This window comes from Helicobacter burdigaliensis, assembly GCF_003670295.1.
Lineage (GTDB): Bacteria > Campylobacterota > Campylobacteria > Campylobacterales > Helicobacteraceae > Helicobacter_D > Helicobacter_D burdigaliensis.
The window spans coordinates 1-23,899 of record NZ_QXJG01000019.1 but is presented as its reverse complement, the minus strand read 5'-3'; the positions used below and the strand labels follow the sequence as shown (position 1 = coordinate 23,899).

The following is a 23,899-nucleotide window of genomic DNA, read 5'->3' as shown; positions in this document are numbered from 1 at the left end:
ACTTTATAATTTTATTTTAAAAAGAGGAATTTTAACATATTTTATAAATTATGGATAATTTTATGCAACCCATACAATCTTTTAGTCCCAAAAAAGAAGATATAGGATTAAGGCTAGATCAGTTTTTAGTTACTTCCTTACATCTTTCTCGTAGCCAAATTCACACACTTTTAAAAGAAGAACTTGTTTTATTAAACAATCAAAAAGTAAAAAAAAATGGCACTCTTTTAAAAGAAAAGGATATTATCACTCTTTTAAAAGTTAAAGAAAAAGAAAAAGAGCAAAAAGAACTTGATATTCCTATCCTTTATGAAGATGAAGACTTGCTAATCCTCAATAAACCCATTGATTTAATCACCCATAAAGCAAATGAAAAAGATTTGCAATTTACATTAATTGATTATCTAAAAGAGCATTCTATCCCCCTCTCAAACCTAGGGGATAGCTCAAGAGAAGGCATTGTGCATAGATTAGACAAAACTACAAGCGGAGCGATGATTATCGCTAAAAACAACCAAACTCACGCACTTTTAAGCACACAAATTAAAGAACGCCAAATCCAAAGATATTATTTATGCGTGATTGATAGCCCTTTAAAAAACAATATCATAGTGCAATCCCCCCTTATGCGTCACCCCAAAAACCGCTTAAAATACATCACTACAAACCCACAAGATACAAGGGGCAAGGAAGCAAAAAGTGCTTTTTTTAAAATACAAAGCAACACAAATTTAGAGCTAATAGGCGCAAAACTCTTTAGCGGTAGAACCCACCAAATAAGAGCCCATTTAGCGAGTTTAAACCGCCATATTTTAGGAGATTATTTTTATGGATACAAAGGAGAATATTCTAAAAGAATCTTGCTTCATTCCCATTTTTTAAGCTTTATCCACCCAAAAAGCAAAAAACTTATAGAAATTTATGCACCCCTTTATAAAGATATGCTATCATATATAAGAGAAAATTTTTACAAGGATAACTATGAAATCACAGCAGAGTTTAAAATACCTTTGCATAAGCTTTTTTCTACTAGTTTTTAGTTTTATCTTAGCGGGTTGTTCCTCTTCGGTTGGCTCATTAAGCTTTAACTCTAACCCAACAATCAACCCAAATTTAAAACCCCCTACAAATATTCGCACACTTAGTGATGTTAATTCCATCGCATTTGAATGGAACTTACCCACACAAAATGAAGTTGCTGGATATTATCTCTACCGCAAAAAAGAAAATGAGCAAAGCTTCTCCCATATTGCCACACTAGATTCACGCTTTGCTACACATTATGCAGATAGCAAACTAGAAGCAAATACTACTTATATCTATCAATTTGCTTCTTTTGATAGCGCTAAAAATGTTTCTCCTTTTTCAGAATCGGTTAAAGTTAAAACACTCCTTATAGATCCTGTGGCATACATTGAAGCAATAGGAGGCTATCCAAGAATCGTAAAAGTTATTTGGAGTCCACATCAAGATCCGCGCGTAGTAGGCTATCTTATCCAAAAGAAAAATAAAAATGGAGAATGGAAAGATTTAGAAAAGATTAACAACCGCCTTTTGGTAGAATACATTGATAAAAACTTAGAAGATGATTCTACAAGTGAGTATCAAATACTAGCATTTAATGCTTATGGCACCTATTCTGCTCCTACAAAAAGCGTAATCGCCTCTACTAAGCCAAAGCCTATCCCTGTTAAAAATCTAAGTGCCACTAAAAATCTCCCTAAATCCATTGATTTAAAATGGGATACCCACCCCAATAAAGAAGTAACCCATTATGTAATTTTACGCTCTTCATTGTTTGGTAGCTTTTCTCGCTTAGCCACAATAGATGCAAAGCAAACAACTTATAGCGACAAAATTGATAAAGATGGGGTAGAATATAGCTATAAAGTAATCGCGGTAGATAAAGATGGCATTGAAAGCTTAGAGAGCACCCCAGTAGCAGGTGCTACACTTGGTTTGCCTCATACTCCTTTAATCGTTTATGCACAAATTGAAGGAGATGTTGCGGTATTAAAATGGAATCCACAAGATAACCGCGCTAAAGAATATGTTGTTTATAAGAGAGGTTCTAATTTTTTAAGCGAAACTTTACGCTACACTGAAGTAATGACACCAGAATTTATAGATAAAGAAGTAAAGGTAGGAGAAAAATACTATTATAGCATTAGTGCCATTGATGAAAATGGATTAGAATCTCAAAGAAGTGAAGAGGTAACCCTCTTCTTACCTGCACCAAAATAATGCCACATTTCAAAGCCCTTTCTTTATCGCTTCCTAAGCTCCCTTGCACACTTCCTTGCAAGGAGAGTGAATTTAGCTTTTTGGAACTTTATTCTTCTTGTGTGTTTAAAAACTATTCTTTTTTACATACGCAAGCAAAGTTTGCAAATCTAAAGCCTAAAGAATTTTTTTTAACCATCAAGCAAGATTCTACAAATCAATCTTTAGTAAAATGCGATAAAAGCTCTAAAATTGCACCCATTGAAATTGCTAAAAATGCTCTTTCTCTTCTTGCTAAAGATCAACAAATCATCACGCATAATCTAAATTCACAAAAAATTACCCCAAAATTCAAACTTCCTTTTATTAAAGAAATTAATGATTTTTTGAATTTTGAAGAATTTTTACAAAAAGAAGGATTAGAAAATAAAGAAATTTGGCTAGAAATTGGCTTTGGTAGTGGAAGACATCTCCTTTTTAATGCAAAAAATAATCAAGATATTTTACATATTGGTATTGAAATCCATCTTCCCTCTTTAGAGCAAGTTGCAAGACAAATCGGACTGCTTAATCTTAAAAATATTTTTATTCTAGCCTATGATGCAAGAATCTTTTTAGAGCTATTACCCAAATGCTCTTTAAATAAAATTTTTGTGCATTTCCCTGTCCCTTGGGATAAAAAGCCCCATAGAAGAATCTTCGGTCAAGCTTTTTTAAAACAATGTGCTAGAGTGCTAAAAAAAGAAGGAATTTTGCATCTAAGAACCGATAGTGAAGAGTATTTTTCCTATTCTTTAAATCTAGCTAAAGAATTTAAAAATTTTGAAATCTCGCATTACAAAAATAAACAAAATTCTATAATTAGCAAATATGAAGCAAGATGGAACAAGCTTAATAAAGATATTTATGATCTTAATATCATCCAAAAAAATCCCCTAGAACTCCCTACAAAAGATTATGATTTTAGCTTTCCGCCTCTTAGCCATTCTTTTTTGTTAAAACCGCCCTTTAAAAAACAAAAATTTATTAAAGAAGATTACTTTTTAAGCTTGGAGGATTTACTCATAAGCCCTAATCCCAATCAAAAAATTCTAAAAATTTCTTTTGGAGATTTTAATTATCCAGAAACTCGTTATATAATTATTAATGAGAATCTAGAATATTTTAGAGAACCACCCCTAAAAACAGAGGCAAACTCTAAAGCCCACAACCTTTTATGTTCTCTTTTAAAGGAATAAAATGAGTGCTATTATTCAAGCAAGTAATATCAATCTAGGGTATAAAAATGAAATTATCATTAAAAATGCTACTTTTAGTATCTATCCGCAAGAATTTGTTTTCATAAGTGGTCCTAGCGGAAGTGGTAAAAGCACTCTTATGCGTTCTTTCTATGGAGATTTACCCCTAAAAAGTGGTTCTTTAGAAGTATGCGGTGTGGAGATGTTTAAAACGAATGCCAAAAGCATTGAAACCCTAAGAAAACATTTGGGAATTATTTTTCAAGACTATAAGCTCATAAAAGAATGGAATGTAGAAAAAAATGTAATGTTGCCTATGATAATAGGAGGTTTCACAAAAGAAGCTTGTAAAGCACAAACTGATAGACTTCTAGCACACATCAAACTTTCCCACAAAGGCAACAAATATCCTGAAGAATTAAGCGGAGGAGAACAGCAAAGAGTAGCTATGGCAAGGGCTCTTTCACACAATCCCCTTTTAATCCTAGCAGATGAGCCCACAGGAAATTTAGACGATTATTCTAGTGATGTGATTTGGAGTTTATTAAAGGGAGTTAATGAGCAACTTGGCATTACCATAGTCGTTGTTACACACAGAATCCCAGAAACTCTAGGCATTAACTACCGCCATTTACACATTGAAGAAGGGGTAATCTATGAACTCTCTTAAAAATCACTTAGCTTTAATTATCCCCCTTGTTGCACTACTTTTTAGCTTAGAAGGAATTTTATTAGTAGATAGAATATTAGAAGATTATGAGGGAAAGTTAGGTAAAAATTATGCCATTATCTTAGCTTCTTCTAAAGAACTCACATTAGAAGAAATCCAACAAAAAATAATAGAAGCACAAAGTCTAACGCCCATTGACACGCAAATTGTTCTTGATAGACTAGGAGAAAATATCAGTCAAGCAAATCTTATCCTTTTAAAAAATTCTTTACCCTTTTTCTATTCTTTAAGCCTAAAAGAATACCCAAGTGCTGACAGACTACAAGCTATCAATAATGCCCTAAAAGATTTTAAGCAAATCAAACGTTTTGAAAGCTTTACTAAAAGCCACAATCAAGTCTATCAACTTCTTTTAATTATTAATAGCAGTATTTTAATTTTTGCTTCTTTTATTGCACTTATTAGCCTACTTTTAATGTTTAAACAAATTGAAATTTGGCGTTTTCAGCATAGTGAGCGTATGAATATTATGAGTTTGCTTGGCGCACCTTTATGGATGAGAAATCAGCTCCTTTTTAGATTAGCATTCTTGGATACACTTATAGCCACCATAATATGCCTAAGCACTTTAATCTATCTCTCTTCTAATGACAATCTTTTAAATTTTATGCAAAATATAGGCTTAAATAGCGGTATTTTCTCACCCTTTTTAGATACTTTTATATTATTATGTGTAGGCTTGACACTCTCTTTTGTGTCTGTATGGATTGTTAGCCTTTATAAAAAAGATTAAAAATGCAAAAATTTCTTTTTAGTTTTTTATTGTTTTTGTCTATTTTACAAGCAGAGAACATCAAACAACAAATTGATAAAAACCAAAATGCCCTTATAGATAAAAATAAACAAGTAGCGCGTATCAACCAAAAGCTAGAAGAACTTGGCAATGCACTCAATCTTAAAGAAAAAGAATTACAAACGCTTAATCTCAAAATAAAAGAAAGTGAAACAAGTATCACAAAAAACGAAAAAGAATTTTCCCTAAAAGAAAAAGATATGGTATCCCTCTCCAAGCAACAAGAAGAACTCTTCTCACAAAGAAAAAAAATTGAAAGGGAGATTATAGATTTAGTTATCAAAGACATTTCTTTTATAATCTTACTCAATGATTTTCAAGTAGAATCTTTGCAAGATTTAATCACTGAAGAGAGCTTTAAGGTTTTAAATCAAAGCACTAAAGATGATTTAGCAAAATTAAGCAATGCACAAAGCAAAGTGGTTACAAAAATCGCTTCTTTGCAAAAAGAAATTGATATTATTAGAAATTTTATTGATTTAGAAAATAAAAAAAGACTAGAACTAAAAGAGCTTCAAAACAAACAAGAAACTGCCCTAAAAGACTATCAAAAAGAAATCCAAAAATACGATAATGAGCTAAAAACAATCATCAAAGAAAGAGATTCTTTGCAAGAAATTTTGGTGCAACTAAATATTTTAAAAAGCCAAGAGGAAGAAAAAAAGAGAAAACAAGCTGAACTTGCAAAGCAAAAACCCATTAGCAAAGATAAAACTCCTAGCAAAGATTCTGATATTGATGTAAGGCAAGTGGCTAGCTCTTATCATAAAATTAGCACCACAAAATATCAAGGTGCAAAAACCATTGCCCCACTAGATGATTTCACCATAGAAAAGCGTTTTGGCACCTATTATGATCCTGTCTATAAAATGAAAGTTTTTAACGAATCTATTACTCTAGCTCCCAAAGGCGATGATAAAGTTAAAAGCGTTTTAGATGGCAAGGTAGTTTTTGCAAAAGATACTCCTCTTTTAAAAAGAGTGGTTATCATTGAACACAAAAATAATATGCATACAATCTATGCACAATTAGATAAAATCGCCCCCACTATCAAACCAGGAAGCACTGTAAAAAAGGGTTACACGATAGGACGCACACAAAATGCTTTAAAATTTGAAGTTACCCTAAAAGACAAACATATTGATCCTTTAGAATTAATTTCTATAAAAAATTAATTCTTTTCTCTTTACTTTTTTAAAAAATATCCGATATACTTTCCAAATTAGGTTATAGGTTTTAGTCTAAAAAGACTATTTATAAAAGGAGATTACAATGAATATTTCAGAAAGTGGAATGAATATTGCTAGTTCTTTGAGTAATTCTTATGGGAATTATTCACAGCCAAATAGCCAAGCTTCTTCTCTTAAAACACAGCAAGAGGAGATAGAAGCCCAAAAGGAAAAACAAGACACAGAAGATCAAAAAAGACAACTAAACGAGTTAGCTCAAAAACTAAACAAAGAGTTAAGTCCGCTAAATACAAGCGTAACTTTTAATTTTAATGAAGATATAGAGGGGCTCTACATCACTGTAAGCGAACGCGATACCAACCGCGTAATCCGCAAGATACCAAGTGATGAAGCAATGGAGCTAATGGCGAAAATGAAAGAAGTTGTTGGTATGATTTTTGACAAAAATGTGTGAAATTTAGCAGTTTAAAGGAGTTATCATGGCTTTAGGTAGTTTAGCATCTTTGGGAGTTGGAAGCGGGGTTTTAAATTGGGATACTTTAAATTCTATGAAAGAATTAGAAATTCAAAATCTAGTAAATCCCTATGCTACAAAACTTCAAACGAATATGCAACAACAAACAGAGCTTACTGCTTTAATGTCGCTTATGAGTTCTGTAAATAGTAATTTTAGAGCTTTATCAGATTATAGCACTTTCCAAAAACGCTCTGCAACAGTGGAAGGCACAGGGGTAAAAGCAACTGCAGGGGATGGACTTCCAGTGCAAGATATTACCATTAAAGTAGATCAACTAGCGCAAAACGATGTTAATCAAGTAGGAAAGAAATTTGATTCAAAAGATGCAGTTTTTAGCAACGAAAATACACAATTAAAATTCTATCACAATGGAACAGATTATACAATTGACATCAAAGCAGGAGCAACACTTACTGAAGTAGCACAAAGCATTACAGATGCAACAGATGGTGCTGTAAATGGTATTATCATGAATACAGGTGGGGATAATCCTTATCAACTTATGATTCAAAGCAAAGATAGCGGAGAGAAAAATAAAATCTATTTTGGAAGCACTCTAAGTGGTGCAGCAATCCCCGGTGGAGAAATCCAAGATGAAGGTAGCTTTAAAGTAACTATCGGTGGCAAAGAAATTGAAATTCAAGGGAGTGAGATTGATAGCAAAATTGGAAATGATTCTAAACAAAATGCCCAAGCCCTCCTTGATGCAATCAATAAAAAAATTGATGAAGATCCAAGCTTGTCTGATATTAAAGAAAAAAGAGATAGCGGAGAAATTACCATAGGTTTAAACAAAGATGGTAATGGCTTAATGTTTAATGATTCTAAAGGTGGAGAAATTAAAGTTAATGTAGAAGGCATTAAAGTAAAACCTGCTGAAGGAACTACACCCAGTGATAGCGATTTAGGTTTTGGGCAAAAAAGCTCTGTGGGTTCTAGCTCTCTTATCACTGCCAGCAAAGGCGTAGATGATGGCGAACTTAGTGGAGTTTTTACCATCAATGGAGAAAAATTTGATTTAGCTGATATTAGCCAAAATGGAACAGGTGCTAATAATGCTGAAAAAATTATGAATGCAATTAATAGCAATTCAGCTTTAAGTGGAAAAGTAGAAGCTAAAGTAGAAAATGGAAAATTAGTGATTAATAGCCTAGATGGCAACACTATTAGAATTTCATCGGAAGGCGAAGATGATGAAGCTAAAAAGAAAGTCTTAGATCAAATCGGTTTAAGCTCTGGTGCTTATACTCCTAGTAATAAATTTTTAGAAAGCCTAGATATTACAAGTATTCAAAAAGGACAAGATGCAAAATTTAGCTTTAATGGTATTCCAATTACGCGTGATACAAATACCATAGATGATGTAATCTCAGGACTTTCTTTAGAGCTTACTGCTGTAACTAAAGAAAATGAAGAAGTAACTGTAAGAATCGGGAGAGATGATAGTGCTATTTTAGATGAAGCAAAAGCTCTTGTAGAGAATTACAATGCAATGATTTTAAAAATTCAAGAACTTACAAAATACGATGAGGAAACAAAAATAGCAGGTGCTTTTAATGGAAATAGCGAGATTAGAAGTATCACAAGGGAGTTAAACTCTATTTTAAGTGCTAATGACTTAAATGGCAACAACCTTGTAAAATTTGGAATTTATTTTAATGAAGATGGAACGCTAAAATTAGACGAATCCACTTTTACTTCTGAATTTCAAAAAGATCCTGATGCAGCAGTAGAGTTTTTTAGAGGTTCTACATCCACTATCAATGGAAACACAGAGGAAGTTCCAGGTGTATTTGCAAAATTAAAAAATTCCATGGATAGCTTGATTTCTGGAAGTAATTCTACACTTAAAACACTAGAGCAACAACTCATTAATGAGCAAGAATCGCTCACAGAAGGCAGAGATAATGCAATGGAACAAATTGAAACACGCTATGAAATGATGGCTGCAAGATGGTCTGCTTATGATCAAATGATTGCCAAAACAAATCAATCTGCTAGTGCAGTAACCAATATGATTAATGCAATGAATAATAGCAATTAAGGAAGAATATAATGAAAAGCACTTTAGCCTATAACTCATACCAGCAAAATTCCGTAGCAGTAGAATCTCCTGCAAGATTAGTTGAAATGCTATATGAGGGGATTTTACGCTTTGCTTCTATGGCAAAGAGATGTATTGATTCAGGAGATATTGAGAAAAAAATCTACTACATCAATCGCACAACAGATATTTTTGTAGAACTTTTAAACTCTCTTGATTATGAGAAAGGCGGACAAGTAGCACATTATTTAACAGGGCTTTATACACATCAAATAAAGCTCCTAACTCAAGCAAATATGGAAAACAATAAAGAAAAAATTGATATTGTGCTTAAAGTAACTAAAGGCTTACTTGAAGCATGGAAAGAGGTAAATCATGAATTGGCTTAATGAATTAAAAGTAGCTTATCTTAATAAAAATGATGAAAAAATCACACAGCTTTTAGATAACACTCCTATGCTTAAAACAAGAGATGAAATGTTTGAAGCATTAGCAATTTTAGAACAAATCACCTCTTATGCAAAAGCACAAAAAGATGCCCTTTGGATAGAAATGAAAAAGCTAAAACAAACTAAACAATTTCTCCCAAAAGAGCAAAAAGTATCAAGACTTAATATATCTTTTTAGACAAATGTATTACAATTGCTTCTTTAAACAAAGGATTTAAAGATGCAATGGAAACCTATTGATATAGAAGATAAAGAAATTATAGATTCTTTTTTAAAAAGCTGTGAGATCTTAGTTTCTGATTTAACTTTTACCAATCTTTATTTATGGCACTATTCAAGACATATTAGCTACTGCATACACAATGATTGTTTAGTGATTAAAACCCAATACCCCAATCAAGATCCTTTTATTTTTTACCCCATACACAAAGAAAACAATTTAGAACTAAAAAAGAAAACTCTTTTAGAACTTATGGAAATCTGCCACTCTAAAGGCCATACTTTCTCCATACATTCTTTAAGCAAATTAGATAAAGCTGAACTCTCCTCCCTTATGCCCGATACTTTTTCTTATATCTATCGCAAAGATAGAAGCGATTATATTTATTCTATCCCTGAATTAATTGAACTAAAAGGCAAAAAATACCATAAGAAAAAAACACATTTAAACCGCTTTGTAGAACGCTATAACTTTAGCTATGAACCCCTAGAAGAAAAAAACTGCCAAGAACTTTTGCAAACTTACAAAGAATGGTTTGGCAAGATAAGCGATGAAGCAAGCGATGGATTAAGAAATGAATATGTAGGTATCATAGAATCTCTAAAAGAATTTAAAAAATTAAAATTTCAAGGTGGTATTTTAAGAGTGGAAGGAAAAATTATTGCTTTTAGCTTTGGCGAACCTTTAAACTCTAATACAATAGTAATCCATATAGAAAAAGCCGATATTGAATACACAGGAGCCTATCAAGCAATCAATCGTGAATTTCTAGCACAAGAATGGAGTAACTATAAACTTGTAAATCGTGAAGAGGATTTAGGAATTGAAGGATTAAGAAAAGCCAAACAATCCTACCAACCCCTTTATTTAGAAGAAAAATTTGATGCAATAATCCTACAAAAAAATCAAAATTAGCTTCACAAAAACTTAACACTTTTATTTTATAATTTCTCCATTCAATTGGAGTTTTAGGAGCTAAATAATGAAAAAAATTCTTTTTTTATTCTTACCTCTTGTGCTTTTTGCCAAAGAAGCTTTAGTGGTTAGCACACCCATTAGGAGCGGAACCTTACAACAAAACCATAAATTTGTCGGTTCTCTCTATTTTAGTGAACGCTCTTCACTAGCTTCAGAAATAGAGGGAGTGATTGAAGAGCTTTATGTAGATGAGGGCACTAGAGTAAAAAAGGGGCAACCTTTAGCAAAATTAAATAGCGATCTCTTGATTAAAGAAATCCGTGCAAAAACTGCTCTTTTAGAACAAAGCAAAGCGATTTTAAAAAAAAATACAAAGGATTTTGAACGCTATTCCAAACTCTACAAAAGCGATTCTATTGCTTATAAAGAATATGAAGATGCACTCTTTACTTTGCAAGCACAAAAGGCAAATACACAATCCATAGAAGCAGACTTAGAATATCTAAAAACCCAAAAGGATAAAAAAACCCTCCTTGCACCCTATGATGGAGTTATTTTACAAAAACTCTTAAAACAAGGAGAATGGGTAAGTGCAGGAGCTAGCATTTTTAATATAGCTAAGCTTTCTCCCTTAGAAGCAAATTTTGAAGTCCCTTTTGATATTTTGCGTTCTTTAAAATTAGGCGATGTAGTCAATGTAGAAATTGCCAAAAAAATCTATCCTGCCAAAATTTCCGCACTTATTCCATTAGGTGATGCAAAAGCTAGAACCTTTCCTATTAAACTTGCAATCACAGATTCTAAAGGAGAACTTTTTGAAGGATTGGAAGTAAGAGCAGATTTTAATCTCTTTTCTCCTAACCCTACACTCTTAGTGCCACGCGATAGCATTTTGCCTACACAAAAAGGATATAGTATTTTTATTATTGAAAACAACAAGGCTAAAGAAGTTGCCATCAAAGTCAATTCTTATGAAGGCTTAGATGCCTCCATCACTCCGCTTAATACCTCTCTTTCTACTAAAGATAGAGTAATCACGCAAGGCCATGAACGCCTAAGAAGCGGACAAGCCATAAAAGAAAAAGGTATTTAAGAATGAAAGAATTGCTTAATCGTCCCGTAGTTGTGCTTGTGGGAATGATTTTAGTAAGCCTTTTTGGAATCTTAAGCCTTAGCACAATGCCCTACCAGCTAACCCCAAAAGTTACGCGTCCTGTAATTTCTGTAAATACAACTTGGAGCGGTGCTACTCCCTATGAAGTTGAGCGAGAAATTATTGAAAGACAAGAGCAAGTTTTAAAAGGCATTGATAATCTCATCTCTTTAGAATCACGCTCTCGCAATGGAAAAGCCAATGTTACTTTAGAATTTAGCATAGGCACAGATTTAACAAAAGCACTCTTAGGTGTCAGCAATAAACTTGATGAAGTTAAAGGCTATCCTGATGCTATGGATCGCCCTATTATCAAAGCCACAGGCGATGATACAGCCCCTACTATTAGAATGATGCTAACAAGCATAAATGATTCTGTAAATGTGCGTAATGCACGCACATTCTTTAATGAAAAAGTGATTCAATATTTTGAACGCATTGATGGAGTTGCTGAAGTCTTTTTCCCCGGTGGTGATGATAGAGAAATGCATGTAATCTTAGACTATCAAAAACTAGCCGCTTATGATTTAACCATTGATACATTAATAAACGCACTAGAACGCAACAATGTAAATATCGCAGCAGGGACAATGAATTATGGACGCAAAAGCTATCGTGTCCGCACCGCTTCAGAATTCAAAACTCCACAAAGCATTCGCGAAACTATCATTTGGAGCGATGGAGTAAAACGCGTAAAAGTAGGCGATATAGCAGAGGTTAAAGAAGGCTTTGAAAACAAAACTACCTCTTCTCTTTATAATTTCAAAGAAGCCCTTAATATCTCCATAAAACCCACCGCTGATGCAAATGTGCTAATTTTAACTAATGCAGTAGAAAAAGTCTTCAATGAACTCAATGAGGGAATATTAAAAAAAGAAGGATTAAAACTAGAATGGATGAATGATCAAAGAGATTATATAGAACAAGCCATCTCTTTAGTTAAAGGTAATATTTTAGTAGGTGCATTTTTAGCTTGTGGAATCCTCTTTATCTTCTTGCGTTCTTTAACCTCTACTCTTATTATTGCTATTTCAATGCCTATTAGTATTTTTGGCACCTTTATTGTAATGGCTGCACTGGATAGAACGCTTAATGTTGTTTCTTTAGCGGGTATTTCTTTTGCCGTGGGAATGCTTGTGGATTCTGCGATTGTTGTGTTAGAAAATATTGATCGTCACAGAAAAATGGATAAAACTCCTCTAAATGCTGTGATTGATGGAACAAAAGAAGTGATAGGAGGTTTAATTGCCTCTGTTTTAACCACGGTGGCTATTTTTATCCCTATTATCAATATGCAAGAAGAAGCAGGACAACTTTTTAGAGATATTGCCCTTGCAGCTAGCTCTGCTGTGTTATTTTCCCTTTTTGTATCTATTATTATTATCCCTACTTTAAGTTTTCAAGCAAGTATTTATACAAAAAAGCTTCCAAAAAAAGAGATTGCATTTTTCAATAAAATCTCCACAAAACTTACAAACTTTGGCAATCTTTGCACTTTTTGGATTATGTTTTTTGTAACAAAGTCTATGCAAAACACCAAAAACAAGCTTTTAACAATCTTTAGCTTAACCTTTGCCTCTTTTGCCTTAACTTTCTTTCTCTTTCCTAAAATGGAATACCTTCCTCAAGGCAATCAAAACTTTGTTTTTGCCACACTTAATCCGCCTCCGGGGCTTTCCTATGAAGAACGCCAGAAAATAGGTAGGGAAATCTTTGAATGTCTTAGTCCCTATTTTGCACAAAATGGCTTTAAAGGAGAAAAAAATATTCCACCCATTGATAATATGTTTTATTTAGGTAGCGAAACGGCTATGCACTTTGGTATGCGTTCTACTGATATGCAAAGAGCAGGAGATTTAATCCCTATTGCAAAATCTTGTATTGCTAAGATTCCTAGCATTAGGGGTAATGTCTCACAAGCAGGAATCTTTGAGCGTAGAGGCGGACAAGGAAGAAGTATTGATGTAGATATTAGCGGGACAGATTTAGAAAGCATAGTAGCCACCACTCTAGCCTTACAACGCCTTATCTTTGCTAAATTTGGTGAGGATGTGCAAGTAAGCCCACGCCCAAGCTTAGAGATTTTATACCCTGAATTAAATCTTTATCCAAATTATGAACGCTTGAGTGCTGTTGGATTTGATGCGACAAGCTTTGGAATTATGCTAGATACGCTTATGGATGGGCGTAAAATCTCTGAATACAAAGAAGAAGGTAGAGAAAAAATTGATTTAATCCTAAAGGCAAAAGATACAGAAATCACCTCTCCAGAAGAGCTTTACCGCGCTTCTATTTACACTCCTGATGGTGGAATTTTACCCATTTCCTCCTTAGCACTTTTAAAACTAGAATACGGCATTAATGAAATCCGCCATTTAGAGCGGGATAGAACTATAAGTTTGCAAGTCAATCCTCCAAAAAATATCACCATAGAAGAATCTATGGAGCTTATTAGCACAGATATTCTAAAAGAGTTAAAAGAAAGTGGAGCTTTAGGGGATAACAAAATCACTCTAGGTGGCACAGCAGACCAACTCACTAAGATTAAATCCGCATTAGAGGGGGGCTTTCTTTTAGCTATCTTTATTATTTATCTTTTAATGGCAGCTTTATATGAGGATTTTATCTATCCTCTTATTATCCTCTTTACCGTTCCTTTAGCGGTGGGTGGAGGATTTTTAGGACTTTTTTTAGTGGATACATTCATAATAGACCAACCCCTTGATATTCTTACAATGCTAGGCTTTATCATCTTAGTGGGCGTTGTAGTAAATAATGCCATTTTAATTGTTTATCAATCCTTACACAACATAAGACTTTATGGATTTAATGCACATGAGGGCATACTGGATGCAGTTAGGACGAGGATTAGACCCATTTATATGAGCACCTTAACTTCTCTTTTTGGAATGTTGCCTTTAGTAATAGCCCCAGGTGCAGGAAGTGAGATTTATAGAGGGCTTGGAGCAGTTATCTTAGGAGGACTTGGGCTTTCCACTTTTCTCACACTTTTTTTAATTCCTTGCATACTTTCATTTTTTATTAAAAGGGAGAAACCATGCGCTTAAAAGCAATTTTTATCCTTTGTTGTTTTTTACATCTTGCCTATGCACTCACGCTAAATGAAGCAATTTCACTCACTCTAAACGCAAATGCAGGCATTAAAGAACAAGAATATTTATTACAAGAGAGCAAATACAATACAAAAACACAATATGCACCCTTTTATCCAAATTTTAATATAACCTATAGAGCCGATAAAAGCAATCGTCTAAATTCTCGCTCTAAAGATAGCTCAAGCACACTTAGCCTAGATGTAACCTACAATCTTTTTAATGGATTAAGCGATATTTTTAATCTAAAAAGCGCACAAGCCTTGCAAGTCGCACAAAGCTACCAACTAGAATCTGTAAAAGAAGATGTGATTTTATTTGTCAAAAGAGCTTATATTGATATTTTACGCCAAAAGCAAAATGTATTAGTTGCTACACAATCTAAAGAGCTATTAGAAGAGCAAAGAAGGGAAAGTGCAGAATTTTACAAAGTAGGCTTAATCCCAAAAAATGATCTTTTAAAAGTGGAAGTAGAACTACACAACTCCATTCAAACTCTTCTAAACGCACAAAGCAATCTAAACTACGCCATAAAAACTCTTGAACGCTATACAAGAACCAAAATAGATTCAGCCTCACTAGAAGAACTAACCCTCCACACCCCCCCTTTACTCCAATCTAACTTGCAAAATACCATGCATCAAAAAAGAGCAGAAGTTTTATTTTTAGACAATATTATAAGAAGTAAAGAATACTTAAGCAAAAGCATTCAAGGAAGATTTTTACCTAGCATTGATATTTTAGGAAGTTATAGTCAATATGGGGATGATTATAAGCTCCAAGAACGCATAGACACTTACAACGATCAAAAAAGTGCACAATTACAATTCAATCTCAATGTCTTTAACGGCTTTAGTGATAAATTTGAGCTAGAAGCTTCTAAGGCTAATAAACTAGCATACGAAAGCCAAAAAATTGATCTTTTAGAAGAGTTAGATTTGCAACTCTTTAGTGCATTAGAAAACTACAATTTAGCCATTAGCGCTTATGAAGTAGCTAAAAAAGCCCTTATACAAGCTGAAGAAAATTACAGAATCTCACAAAACCGCTATAAAGAGAGAATAGAAAGCACAAGTGATTTTTTAGATTCTGAATATTTACTCACACAAGCAAGAAGCAATGTTGTGTTAAACCGCTATGCTATTTTACAAGCTCTAGCAGAGATAGAACGCATAACACAAAGCAAAATAACACAATATTAACACTCTTTTTGCTTGCTTAATAAACAACCATTACTTTTTCTATCCTTTTATTCATTATTTTAAAAAGTTATAAAAAATATTCAAAAAAATTTTAAGAACTAAAAAGCTATTATTCCACACAAAATTTAAGGAGAAAATATGCAAAAAATAGCTTTTATGATTGTGTTTTTACTTACATTTATCCATGCAAATGAAATTGATACTTTTAAGGAAAGCAAAGAAGCGCTAGTAGAGTTTTACTCTACAAATAAAGAATTTCAAAAAGATTTTTATTGTGAAGCACCTTTTAAAAGGGTTAAAAATGGCTTTGAAATCATTAAAAGTGAAGCTTATAGTCCAAGAAATGCAACTACTAAAAAAGGTAAAATCAACCAAAGAGCTAAAAGGATAGAGTGGGAACACATTATGAGTGCGCATAATTTTGGGCAACACTTGCCTTGCTGGAAAAAAGGAGGTAGAAAAGCCTGTGCCAAAGATCCTCTTTTTAATAAAATGGAGAGCGATCTTCAAAACCTAGCCCCTGCCATTGGCGAGATTAATGGAGATAGAAGCAATTTTAAATACGCACAAGCCCCAAAAGATACGCAATATACGCAATATGGAAATTGCAAGGTTTATACAGATTTTAAGTCTAAAAGATTTTATCCACAAGATCACTCTAAAGGCTGGATTGCAAGGAGTTATTTGTATATGAGTAAAACTTATAATATCAAACTTTCAAGTCAAGAAAGAAAGCTTATGGAAGCTTGGGATAAAACCTATCCTATGGATAAGGAAGAAAGGGAGCTAAGGGAATTTGCAAAAAGGGTGCAAAAAATCTTTTTTACCAAAATCTAAAATTTATACGATAAATTCATACATTAAAAGATTAAAATTAAATTTAATTAAGCAAAATATTACTTTGCTTAATTATTAAATGATAGCTTTATTTGGTGCATATTTTCTTACTATTGCATTACTCACGATACTTTTTATCTTTTTTACAATAAAATCACAAAACCAACACTATCATCATAAAATCTTTATTCTAAAGCAATAAAATCTTTTTCTTCCTTATTCTGTCATTGCAAGAGGACAACCCTCCTTTGCCATTGCAAATCCCCCCTATCATTGCTAAACTAAAAAACTAGAATAAGTCCATTAATATTCTAAAATACTACTTTAAGCTCTACAAATAAAAAGCTTAGCTTAACATTCCAATAAAGGCTATTGTCATATATATTCTATGTTTAAGCTTTTTCAATCATCTTTACAATCATAATAGAAGCACCCAAAAAAGCAATGAGTGCAAATGCAGCACAAAGTATTCCTATCATTCTAACTCCTCAATTTGTTTTAAGATTTTATATACTCTTTTACCAAGAATATATAATACTAAACAAGAGAAAATAATTCCCAAAGCAATAAAAGCACCTTGCACCCAATCAATACGATTATAATTAAGCACAGAATATCCAAATATACCAAATATTGCTGTAAGAAATGCCAATATTAGGGCTTTTAAAATATCAATTTCTAGTTTAATTTTATCTTTTTTGCTCATAAAGAAATTATAGCTAAAATTTCTATTTTTTGTAAATATTTTATCCTCCATAACATTTAACACTTTTTATTCTTTTAAAGCATATTGTAGCAGGAGTTTTCATTCAAAGTTAAATATAGCAATATAGTATTATAAGCCACAACCACTTAGCCTTTTATTATAAACTTTTATAGATTGCTATATAATTTGCATTTCCTCGTAGTAACACCCCACATTCATCATTACAAGATTTGCCTAAGCAAATCGTGGCATACAAGCAAAGCTTATCCATCTGTTGCCAAAATAACCAATCTTTGGAGCAAGCAAAACGCAGTACAAATCTAAAAAAGACTACCAAACTCTTATGTTCTTGCAATAATCTTAAAAATAGCAAAATACAATATTATTTATAATATTTGTTAAAAGCAAAAAGAAATAACAATTAAAAATATTTAAGTTTTTTAAGAAAGTGTGGTATAATTCCAGTGGGTCTTCACTTTAAGCAGGTGAGAGAGACCTGCTTAGTGGAAATTTAAGCCCACAAAGGAGCTTGGATGAAAACTACGCAATTCATCTTAGTTGTAATTATACTACTTTGTATATTTACAGTCAAGGCCTATTAGCTTTGACCCTCATTTTGAGGGCTAAGGTGGATTTACCTGCTTATATAAAGCTTACAAAAATCTTCAAAATAAAATCTAAAAACTATAAAACTTTTTGTTATTGCATTTTATAAGGTTATTTATTGATAGCAAGATATATCATAGACTTTTAAAGTGGATTGCTAGACTTGCTTATATTCATCGCTTTACTTCTTATATGATAAAAGGGCGATTTAGCTTCAAATGTTTTGACTTTACAAGTGGCACATTCTTTATTGTAAAAGGATTCTCGAACAATCCCTTTCTGCCTTCACAAAAGAAACCCCTCCCCTCTGTCATTGCAGGAAAGCTCTACCAAAGAAGCAATCCGCTTCTTTTCTGTCATTGCGAGGAGCAAAGCGACAAAGCAATCTAAAAAAAGAGACTACCACAGCTTCTTACGAAGCTTCGCAGTGACATTTCAAACTACTTTGTGTGTCATTGCGAAGCCCTTTAGGGCTGAAGCAATCCACTTCTTCCTAACTATTGCGAAGTTTTATACTCCTTCCCTCTGTCATTGCGAGCGTAGCGGAAGCAATCTAAAAAGATTTGCAAACAAACCTAAACTACCTATCGTGTCATTGCGAGGAGGCTCTGCCGACGAAGCAATCTAAAAAGTCGCACATACCACATAACTCACTACACGCAAGCCACATAAATTCCAGCAGTTGCTGATAAGCTTTGATAGTTTTTTTGAAATTTTTGGGCTGAGGCTAGAGTTAAGCCTCTGCGAAGCCCATAAAATTTCTAAAATTCAAATGTTACCACAAATGCGAATTTCACACCAAACCACCCTAAATTCCAGCAATTACGGCATATAGCTTCAGTTTTTAAGAAATTTAGGGAGGTTAGCGGACTTTGCGTCCGTGCCTCCCAAAATTTCTTAAATCTTAGGCTAGCTGTCTTGAATGCGAATTTTTAGAGAATTTCACACTTCCACATAAGGCTCCTGCCCCTCTTTATAAAAATCATTTCCCAAACAATCAATCGCCACAATCGCAGGAAAATCCACCACACTAAGCCTCGCCACCGCTTCAGGCCCAAGCTCAGGATATGCTAAAACTTCATATTTTTTAATACTTCTTGAGATAAGCGCTCCAGCCCCGCCGATAGCCACCATATACACTACCCCATTTTTCTTCATACTCTCCACTACTTCAGCACTTCTATATCCTTTGCCTATCATACCGCTCACGCCTTGATCTAGCATTTTAGGTGTATATTTATCCATTCTCCCACTTGTTGTAGGTCCTGCTGCCCCTACTGCTTGATCTTTATTAGGATTTGCCGGTGTTGGACCTAGATAGTAGATAATCTCATTATTAAAATCCACAGGCAATTTCTCTCCCCTATCTAGCGCCTCCACCAGCTTCTTATGTGCTGCATCTCTAGCTGCGATGATTGTCCCCGTAATTAGCACATTATCTCCAGCTTTTAACTCTTTTACTTTCTCTTTTGTAAGAGGTGTTGTTATTCTAATTGTTGCCATTTTCTTCTCCTTAAAACTTAAATTTTATTACTATTTTACTCACTCTAAGCCATATTTAGCTAAACCCTTCTTTTTTGACAAACCCTCACATCATCATTGCAAGAGTTTTAGCTCTAAAGCATTCTAAAATCTTCCCAAATCTCCCACTGGCTGTCTTGAGTGCGAATTTCTAAAGAATTTTTAAAGCTCTCCATCTGCATGCCTTGCCGCATGGCAGTTTATATTGACACACACAGGAAGCCCCGCTATATGCGTAGCATACACCTCCACATTTACTTTCACAGCTGTATTCACTCCACCTAGCCCTTGTGGACCTACACCTGTTTTATTTGCTAGTTCTAGCAGTTCTTCTTCTAGCTTAGCATACATAGGATCAGGATTCTTACTATCCACACTCCTTACAGCTGCCTTCTTAGCTAGTATCGCACATTTCTCCATTGTCCCGCCGATCCCCACACCGATTACTAGCGGAGGACATGCATTAGGCCCAGCATACTTTACAGCCTCTAAAAACACTCTTTTTACCCCCTCAATCCCATCAGCAGGCACGAGCATCTTAAGTATCCCCTTATTCTCACTGCCAAAGCCCTTAGGAGCTACTTTAATCTTAAAGCCATCTCCCTCTACAATCCGCGTATGGATTACAGCTGGCGTATTATCCCCACTATTTACCCTATTATACAGAGGATCGCTCACTACCGACTTTCTTAAATACCCTTGCGTATAGCCCTCTGCTATTCCTTTATTGATAGCATCTTCTAGCCCTCCACCGACTATATGCACTTCTTGCCCCACCTCTACGAAAACCACAGTCATTCCAGTATCTTGACAGATAGGCATCATCTCTTTTTTGGCAATATCTGCATTTTCTATAAGTTTGCCTAATATATCTTTTCCCAAAGGCGATTTCTCGCTCTCCCTTGCCTTGTTAAAGGCTTCATACATATCTTTTGTTACCACGCAACACGCCTCTATACAGAGGTTTTTTACAAGTTCTGTGATTTTCTCACACGAAATTTCACGCATTTTCTTACTCCTTTAATAAATTTATGTTATAATCCTACTAGCCCTAAGCTTAAAACTATCCTAAAAACGCATTAAGTTTTTGTTTAGTTTGGGCTATAGAGCTAAACTCACACACTAAAATTGATATAAATTTAATAAACAAAAGGTAAATATCTTGCATTTTGTTTTATTTTTTTATACAATTAGGTTGTAATTTCGAAATTCAATCAAGGAGATTAAATGAAATTCTTAAAATTAAGTTTGGCAGCAAGTGTTGCTCTAGGTGCTTTTTCTACAGCTAGTTTTGCTCAACCATTAGAAGAAGCTATTAAAGGAATCGATGTAAGTGGTTACCTAAGATACCGCTACAATGATGATAGATATGATAATGGAAATAGTGATGTTTCAGGTAGTATGGCAACTCACAGATGGAGAGCAGTAGCTGATTTCAAAACTCCAGTAGTAAATAATGTAGCTATCAACTTAGGTGTATGGTATAACAATGACAACAACAATGTAAATCACGGTAACGGCGACAATGCAAATGGAGCTCCTGGAACTGGAACAGGACTCGGTTCAGGTAGCGATGGAAGCTTCGGTGTAAGAACATTCTATGCTACTATCACTCCAGATAGCACAGCTACTACTATCATGATTGGTAAGCAAGAGCTTAACACTCCTGTTACAAACGCTTATGATGGTGATAGAGGAACAGGTATCTTAGCTTTAAACAACGATATTGAAGGTTTAACTTTAGTAGCAGGTGCATTTGATTCTTGGATGATTAATGAAGTAAATCCAAATGCAACTTTGACTGCTGATTTCAACTCAATTACTAAACCACTTTATACTTTAGCAGGTATTTATAATGTAGATACAGCTTGGGGTAACTTCGGCGGACAACTATGGGGCTTCTATATCCAAGATGCAGTAGATGCTTTAGTATTCGGTGAACTAAGCTGGAAAGGTAGCCTATTCAACGCAAAAGCACAATATACTTATGCTTCAATTGATAATGATGCAGAATCTATTTTTGGAACTCTACATGGTACCGTTGTAGGTAAACCAAAAGCAGACATTTCTGAATCAAATGATTTAGCAGTAATTGAACTAGGTGCAAACTTCAAAAACGATTTCCAACTTCCACTAGATATGAGAATCGGTTACATCACTAACTTCGCAGATGGAACAGCAGTTTCTCTAGAAGATGAGGGAACAAATGTTTCTCGTGCAGGTAAGATTTGGTGGCAAAATGCTGGAACAGGTATCAGCACTTCAGCTCTAAGAGGTTATGGAGTTCAAGGTTTTGGCATGGAGCAAGATGTTGATGTATTCTATGCAAATGTAAATTATGGATTTATCGATGAGAGATTAAATCTAGGTTTAGATTTTGCTTGGGGTAAAAACAAAGTTTCTACAGCTAATGTAGCAAATTCAGATTATAAAGTAGAATTTACAGAAATCACTCCAACTATCAGCTGGAAACATAGCAAGCAATTAACTCTATCTACCTACTATGCATTCTTAACAAACGAATATTCAGGTAGCGTAGTGCCAGCTGGAACTCCAGACCAAGATAGAAACAGATTCCGTGTAGAGGCAAAATACAGCTTCTAATCCAATCTGTCATTGCGAGAGGTTCTCCTCTCCTCTGTCATTGCCAAGCCCTTTAGGGCTGAAGCATAGAAGCGAAGCGTTATCCAAGAGCGATAGCGAAGTACAAATTCACTCCTTTTCATTGTAAGCATAACAAAGTAATCTCTTTTATTTATAATTCATGCAAAACACTAATAATTAAGTTTCTTTTTATATCTTTAAAGATATTATTAATCAAAGCTTTAAGGAGCTAAAATGCGAAAAATGATACCTTTTGAAGAAATCAAACAAAAAGCATTGCAAGACCTAGAAGTAAAAGCAGAATATGAGAAGCTAGAAGATGAATTTAGGCTTATATCTATGATGATACAAGCAAGACTAGAAGCAAAACTAACTAAAAGAGCAAGTAGTTAGCAAAATGGGTGTTAGCCAAAATCAAGTAGCAAGAATTGAAAGTGGAAATGTAAATATCAAATATCTTAGTATTGTAAAGCATTTACAAGCCTGTGGCAAAAAGCTAACACTAAGCAGTTTATAACCAAAACAAAAACCGACAAAAATCCAAAGGAAACAAAATGACTTTAAACTTAACACTTGAAAATGCAAACGATGATTTTTTAAAAGCCATTAAAGCTATGGCAAAACTAAGCAATGTAAAAGTAAAGGTAAAAGAAAGCTCTATGGATAGAGCTTTAAAGGAACTCAAAAGAGGAGAAGTGATAAAATGCAAAGACTTTCAAGATTTCAAAAAGAAAGTATTAGAATGAAATATCAAATCCACTTTTCCAAAGAATTTAAAAAAAGGCATTAAAAAGCTTAGCCAAAATGATATAGAGCAGACTTTTAAAATAATTGAAAAACTTATTAATAACGAGACTCTTGAAGCAAAATATAAAGATCACAAATTAAAAGGTAAATTTAAAGATTTTAGAGAATGCCATATAAAACCCAATTTGCTTCTAGTCTATCAAAAACAAGAAGATATACTTATTTTAACTTGTATTAACATCGGCACTCATAGCGATTTATTTAAATCTTAAATGGATACACTTATTTTAGACTGCTTCGTCGCTCCACTCCTCGCAGTGACACATTTTACCTTGTCATTGTGAGCGTAGCGAAGCAATCTACAAATGAAGTGCAGTGCAAATCTAAATTCATACAATGCTTTAAAAATAAATCATAATTAATATTTTAAACTTGATTTTATTAAGAAATAGCTATACTTTCATCGCTTTAAGCTTGTTTTTATTGTCTTTTAGAGATGTAAAAGGAGCTAACATGGAATTAATAATAATTTTTATAATTTCGTTGATAGTTCTAATTCTAGTTTCAAAAAGAAACTAGAAAACATAATCTAAAAAACACAGTAAGATTCTAGTTAATACCTGCTTAACTTAGACTTAAAGCAGTGTTCTATAAGAATACATAAAAATTTATCTTTAAAAGGCAAAGCAGGTTAGGATCTTTCCTTTTTGCTTTTTTTAATTTATTCATCTAAAAACTAAAAATCACACTACAAATCTTTAAACAATCTGCAAATAAATCTACTAAATAATAAATTAGTTAAAGCATACAATCATAGCCTATTAAGCATAGTATATTTTTAAAAGCTTGTTGCAATCAAAAATCTTCTAAAACCTTTATCGTTAATAAGATTTACTAAGCAAATCACAACCTTTAAAACAAACTCTATCAATATGAGAATTAAAAAGAAAAAAAGAAAAAGAATAAAGTATAAAAGAGATATAAAGAATAGTAAGATTAAATAGTAAGATTATTAGGAAGAATCCTAAAACTTCTTCTTCCTAACATCTTCTAAAATATCATTAGCGATTTTATTCACACTTTGGGTA

General features: G+C 33.5%; 22 protein-coding genes. 19 read left to right on the top strand and 3 right to left on the bottom strand.

Going from position 1 to position 23,899, the window contains the following annotated elements; all coding sequences use genetic code 11:
* Positions 1 to 50: 50 nt before the first annotated feature.
* From EBF09_RS07130 to EBF09_RS07060, 15 genes are all read left to right on the top strand, one after another.
* Positions 51 to 1,040 (top strand): RluA family pseudouridine synthase, encoded by a 990-nt coding sequence (locus EBF09_RS07130; RefSeq protein ID WP_232817688.1) that lies wholly within the window; start codon positions 51 to 53, stop codon positions 1,038 to 1,040.
* Positions 982 to 2,244: a fibronectin type III domain-containing protein gene (locus tag EBF09_RS07125; RefSeq protein ID WP_121764434.1), complete on the top strand. Its 1,263-nt coding sequence runs from the start codon at positions 982 to 984 to the stop codon at positions 2,242 to 2,244. The genes EBF09_RS07130 and EBF09_RS07125 overlap by 59 nt, the downstream gene beginning before the upstream one ends.
* On the top strand, positions 2,244 to 3,461 hold the full coding sequence (trmB, locus tag EBF09_RS07120) for a tRNA (guanosine(46)-N7)-methyltransferase TrmB (protein WP_121764433.1): 1,218 nt from the start codon (positions 2,244 to 2,246) through the stop codon (positions 3,459 to 3,461). The genes EBF09_RS07125 and trmB overlap by 1 nt, the downstream gene beginning before the upstream one ends.
* Before the next feature lies 1 nt (position 3,462).
* Positions 3,463 to 4,131, top strand: a complete 669-nt coding sequence (locus EBF09_RS07115; RefSeq protein ID WP_121764432.1) for a cell division ATP-binding protein FtsE — start codon at positions 3,463 to 3,465, stop codon at positions 4,129 to 4,131.
* A complete protein-coding gene (locus EBF09_RS07110) occupies positions 4,118 to 4,924 on the top strand; it encodes an FtsX-like permease family protein (protein WP_121764431.1) in 807 nt (268 codons plus the stop codon). Before EBF09_RS07115 ends, EBF09_RS07110 begins: the two co-directional genes overlap by 14 nt.
* A gap of 2 nt (positions 4,925 to 4,926) precedes the next feature.
* Positions 4,927 to 6,159, top strand: a complete 1,233-nt coding sequence (locus EBF09_RS07105) for a murein hydrolase activator EnvC family protein (RefSeq protein WP_121764430.1) — start codon at positions 4,927 to 4,929, stop codon at positions 6,157 to 6,159.
* A 97-nt stretch (positions 6,160 to 6,256) separates the two neighbouring features.
* Positions 6,257 to 6,628, top strand: a complete 372-nt coding sequence (locus EBF09_RS07100) for a FlaG family protein (RefSeq protein WP_121764429.1) — start codon at positions 6,257 to 6,259, stop codon at positions 6,626 to 6,628.
* A gap of 25 nt (positions 6,629 to 6,653) precedes the next feature.
* Positions 6,654 to 8,735: a flagellar filament capping protein FliD gene (fliD, locus tag EBF09_RS07095; protein ID WP_121764428.1), complete on the top strand. Its 2,082-nt coding sequence runs from the start codon at positions 6,654 to 6,656 to the stop codon at positions 8,733 to 8,735.
* An 11-nt stretch (positions 8,736 to 8,746) separates the two neighbouring features.
* Positions 8,747 to 9,124, top strand: a complete 378-nt coding sequence (fliS, locus tag EBF09_RS07090) for a flagellar export chaperone FliS (RefSeq protein WP_121764427.1) — start codon at positions 8,747 to 8,749, stop codon at positions 9,122 to 9,124.
* On the top strand, positions 9,111 to 9,362 hold the full coding sequence (locus EBF09_RS07085; protein ID WP_121764426.1) for a hypothetical protein: 252 nt from the start codon (positions 9,111 to 9,113) through the stop codon (positions 9,360 to 9,362). Before fliS ends, EBF09_RS07085 begins: the two co-directional genes overlap by 14 nt.
* Positions 9,363 to 9,404: 42 nt before the next feature.
* A complete protein-coding gene (locus tag EBF09_RS07080) occupies positions 9,405 to 10,319 on the top strand; it encodes a DUF2156 domain-containing protein (RefSeq protein WP_121764425.1) in 915 nt (304 codons plus the stop codon).
* 67 nt (positions 10,320 to 10,386) lie between these two features.
* Positions 10,387 to 11,415 (top strand): efflux RND transporter periplasmic adaptor subunit, encoded by a 1,029-nt coding sequence (locus EBF09_RS07075; protein WP_121764424.1) that lies wholly within the window; start codon positions 10,387 to 10,389, stop codon positions 11,413 to 11,415.
* Positions 11,416 to 11,417: 2 nt separating this feature from the next.
* Positions 11,418 to 14,543, top strand: coding sequence for an efflux RND transporter permease subunit (locus EBF09_RS07070; protein WP_121764423.1), 3,126 nt, complete (start codon positions 11,418 to 11,420; stop codon positions 14,541 to 14,543).
* Positions 14,534 to 15,790, top strand: coding sequence for a TolC family protein (locus EBF09_RS07065; protein ID WP_121764422.1), 1,257 nt, complete (start codon positions 14,534 to 14,536; stop codon positions 15,788 to 15,790). Before EBF09_RS07070 ends, EBF09_RS07065 begins: the two co-directional genes overlap by 10 nt.
* Before the next feature lie 138 nt (positions 15,791 to 15,928).
* On the top strand, positions 15,929 to 16,627 hold the full coding sequence (locus EBF09_RS07060; RefSeq protein ID WP_121764421.1) for an endonuclease: 699 nt from the start codon (positions 15,929 to 15,931) through the stop codon (positions 16,625 to 16,627).
* A 475-nt stretch (positions 16,628 to 17,102) separates the two neighbouring features.
* Here the strand turns inward: EBF09_RS07060 and EBF09_RS07055 are convergent, their stop codons facing one another.
* The 3 genes from EBF09_RS07055 to EBF09_RS07045 all read right to left on the bottom strand — a co-directional run bounded on the left by EBF09_RS07055 (position 17,103) and on the right by EBF09_RS07045 (position 20,468).
* On the bottom strand, positions 17,103 to 17,333 hold the full coding sequence (locus EBF09_RS07055; RefSeq protein ID WP_198672560.1) for a hypothetical protein: 231 nt from the start codon (positions 17,331 to 17,333) through the stop codon (positions 17,103 to 17,105).
* Positions 17,334 to 18,881: 1,548 nt separating this feature from the next.
* Positions 18,882 to 19,442 (bottom strand): Fe-S-containing hydro-lyase, encoded by a 561-nt coding sequence (locus EBF09_RS07050; protein ID WP_121764419.1) that lies wholly within the window; start codon positions 19,440 to 19,442, stop codon positions 18,882 to 18,884.
* A 180-nt stretch (positions 19,443 to 19,622) separates the two neighbouring features.
* Positions 19,623 to 20,468 carry a fumarate hydratase gene (locus EBF09_RS07045; protein ID WP_121764418.1) on the bottom strand — a complete coding sequence of 282 codons (846 nt, stop codon included), beginning with the start codon at positions 20,466 to 20,468 and terminating at the stop codon, positions 19,623 to 19,625.
* A gap of 219 nt (positions 20,469 to 20,687) precedes the next feature.
* On the opposite strand from EBF09_RS07045, the gene EBF09_RS07040 reads away from it, so the two are divergent.
* From EBF09_RS07040 to EBF09_RS07030, 4 genes are all read left to right on the top strand, one after another.
* Positions 20,688 to 22,064: a major outer membrane protein gene (locus EBF09_RS07040; RefSeq protein ID WP_121764417.1), complete on the top strand. Its 1,377-nt coding sequence runs from the start codon at positions 20,688 to 20,690 to the stop codon at positions 22,062 to 22,064.
* Positions 22,065 to 22,298: 234 nt separating this feature from the next.
* On the top strand, positions 22,299 to 22,457 hold the full coding sequence (locus EBF09_RS09110) for a hypothetical protein (protein ID WP_157978185.1): 159 nt from the start codon (positions 22,299 to 22,301) through the stop codon (positions 22,455 to 22,457).
* 161 nt (positions 22,458 to 22,618) lie between these two features.
* A complete protein-coding gene (locus tag EBF09_RS07035) occupies positions 22,619 to 22,810 on the top strand; it encodes a hypothetical protein (RefSeq protein WP_121764416.1) in 192 nt (63 codons plus the stop codon).
* Between the two features lie 3 nt (positions 22,811 to 22,813).
* Positions 22,814 to 23,083 (top strand): type II toxin-antitoxin system YafQ family toxin, encoded by a 270-nt coding sequence (locus EBF09_RS07030; protein WP_157978186.1) that lies wholly within the window; start codon positions 22,814 to 22,816, stop codon positions 23,081 to 23,083.
* Positions 23,084 to 23,899 lie beyond the last annotated feature (816 nt).

Excerpts from the sequence above, each read along its gene's own strand:
- EBF09_RS07070 (WP_121764423.1), top strand. The coding sequence starts at position 11,418 with ATGAAAGAATTGCTTAATCGTCCCGTAGTTGTGCTTGTGGGAATGATT.
- EBF09_RS07065 (WP_121764422.1), top strand. The coding sequence starts at position 14,534 with ATGCGCTTAAAAGCAATTTTTATCCTTTGTTGTTTTTTACATCTTGCC.
- EBF09_RS07045 (WP_121764418.1), bottom strand. The coding sequence starts at position 20,468 with ATGCGTGAAATTTCGTGTGAGAAAATCACAGAACTTGTAAAAAACCTC.
- EBF09_RS07105 (WP_121764430.1), top strand. The coding sequence starts at position 4,927 with ATGCAAAAATTTCTTTTTAGTTTTTTATTGTTTTTGTCTATTTTACAA.
- EBF09_RS09110 (WP_157978185.1), top strand. The coding sequence starts at position 22,299 with ATGCGAAAAATGATACCTTTTGAAGAAATCAAACAAAAAGCATTGCAA.
- EBF09_RS07100 (WP_121764429.1), top strand. The coding sequence starts at position 6,257 with ATGAATATTTCAGAAAGTGGAATGAATATTGCTAGTTCTTTGAGTAAT.
- EBF09_RS07130 (WP_232817688.1), top strand. The coding sequence starts at position 51 with ATGGATAATTTTATGCAACCCATACAATCTTTTAGTCCCAAAAAAGAA.
- EBF09_RS07080 (WP_121764425.1), top strand. The coding sequence starts at position 9,405 with ATGCAATGGAAACCTATTGATATAGAAGATAAAGAAATTATAGATTCT.
- EBF09_RS07050 (WP_121764419.1), bottom strand. The coding sequence starts at position 19,442 with ATGGCAACAATTAGAATAACAACACCTCTTACAAAAGAGAAAGTAAAA.
- EBF09_RS07125 (WP_121764434.1), top strand. The coding sequence starts at position 982 with ATGAAATCACAGCAGAGTTTAAAATACCTTTGCATAAGCTTTTTTCTA.
- fliD (WP_121764428.1), top strand. The coding sequence starts at position 6,654 with ATGGCTTTAGGTAGTTTAGCATCTTTGGGAGTTGGAAGCGGGGTTTTA.
- EBF09_RS07035 (WP_121764416.1), top strand. The coding sequence starts at position 22,619 with ATGACTTTAAACTTAACACTTGAAAATGCAAACGATGATTTTTTAAAA.
- EBF09_RS07075 (WP_121764424.1), top strand. The coding sequence starts at position 10,387 with ATGAAAAAAATTCTTTTTTTATTCTTACCTCTTGTGCTTTTTGCCAAA.
- EBF09_RS07085 (WP_121764426.1), top strand. The coding sequence starts at position 9,111 with ATGAATTGGCTTAATGAATTAAAAGTAGCTTATCTTAATAAAAATGAT.
- fliS (WP_121764427.1), top strand. The coding sequence starts at position 8,747 with ATGAAAAGCACTTTAGCCTATAACTCATACCAGCAAAATTCCGTAGCA.
- EBF09_RS07060 (WP_121764421.1), top strand. The coding sequence starts at position 15,929 with ATGCAAAAAATAGCTTTTATGATTGTGTTTTTACTTACATTTATCCAT.
- EBF09_RS07115 (WP_121764432.1), top strand. The coding sequence starts at position 3,463 with ATGAGTGCTATTATTCAAGCAAGTAATATCAATCTAGGGTATAAAAAT.
- trmB (WP_121764433.1), top strand. The coding sequence starts at position 2,244 with ATGCCACATTTCAAAGCCCTTTCTTTATCGCTTCCTAAGCTCCCTTGC.
- EBF09_RS07055 (WP_198672560.1), bottom strand. The coding sequence starts at position 17,333 with ATGAGCAAAAAAGATAAAATTAAACTAGAAATTGATATTTTAAAAGCC.
- EBF09_RS07110 (WP_121764431.1), top strand. The coding sequence starts at position 4,118 with ATGAACTCTCTTAAAAATCACTTAGCTTTAATTATCCCCCTTGTTGCA.
- EBF09_RS07040 (WP_121764417.1), top strand. The coding sequence starts at position 20,688 with ATGAAATTCTTAAAATTAAGTTTGGCAGCAAGTGTTGCTCTAGGTGCT.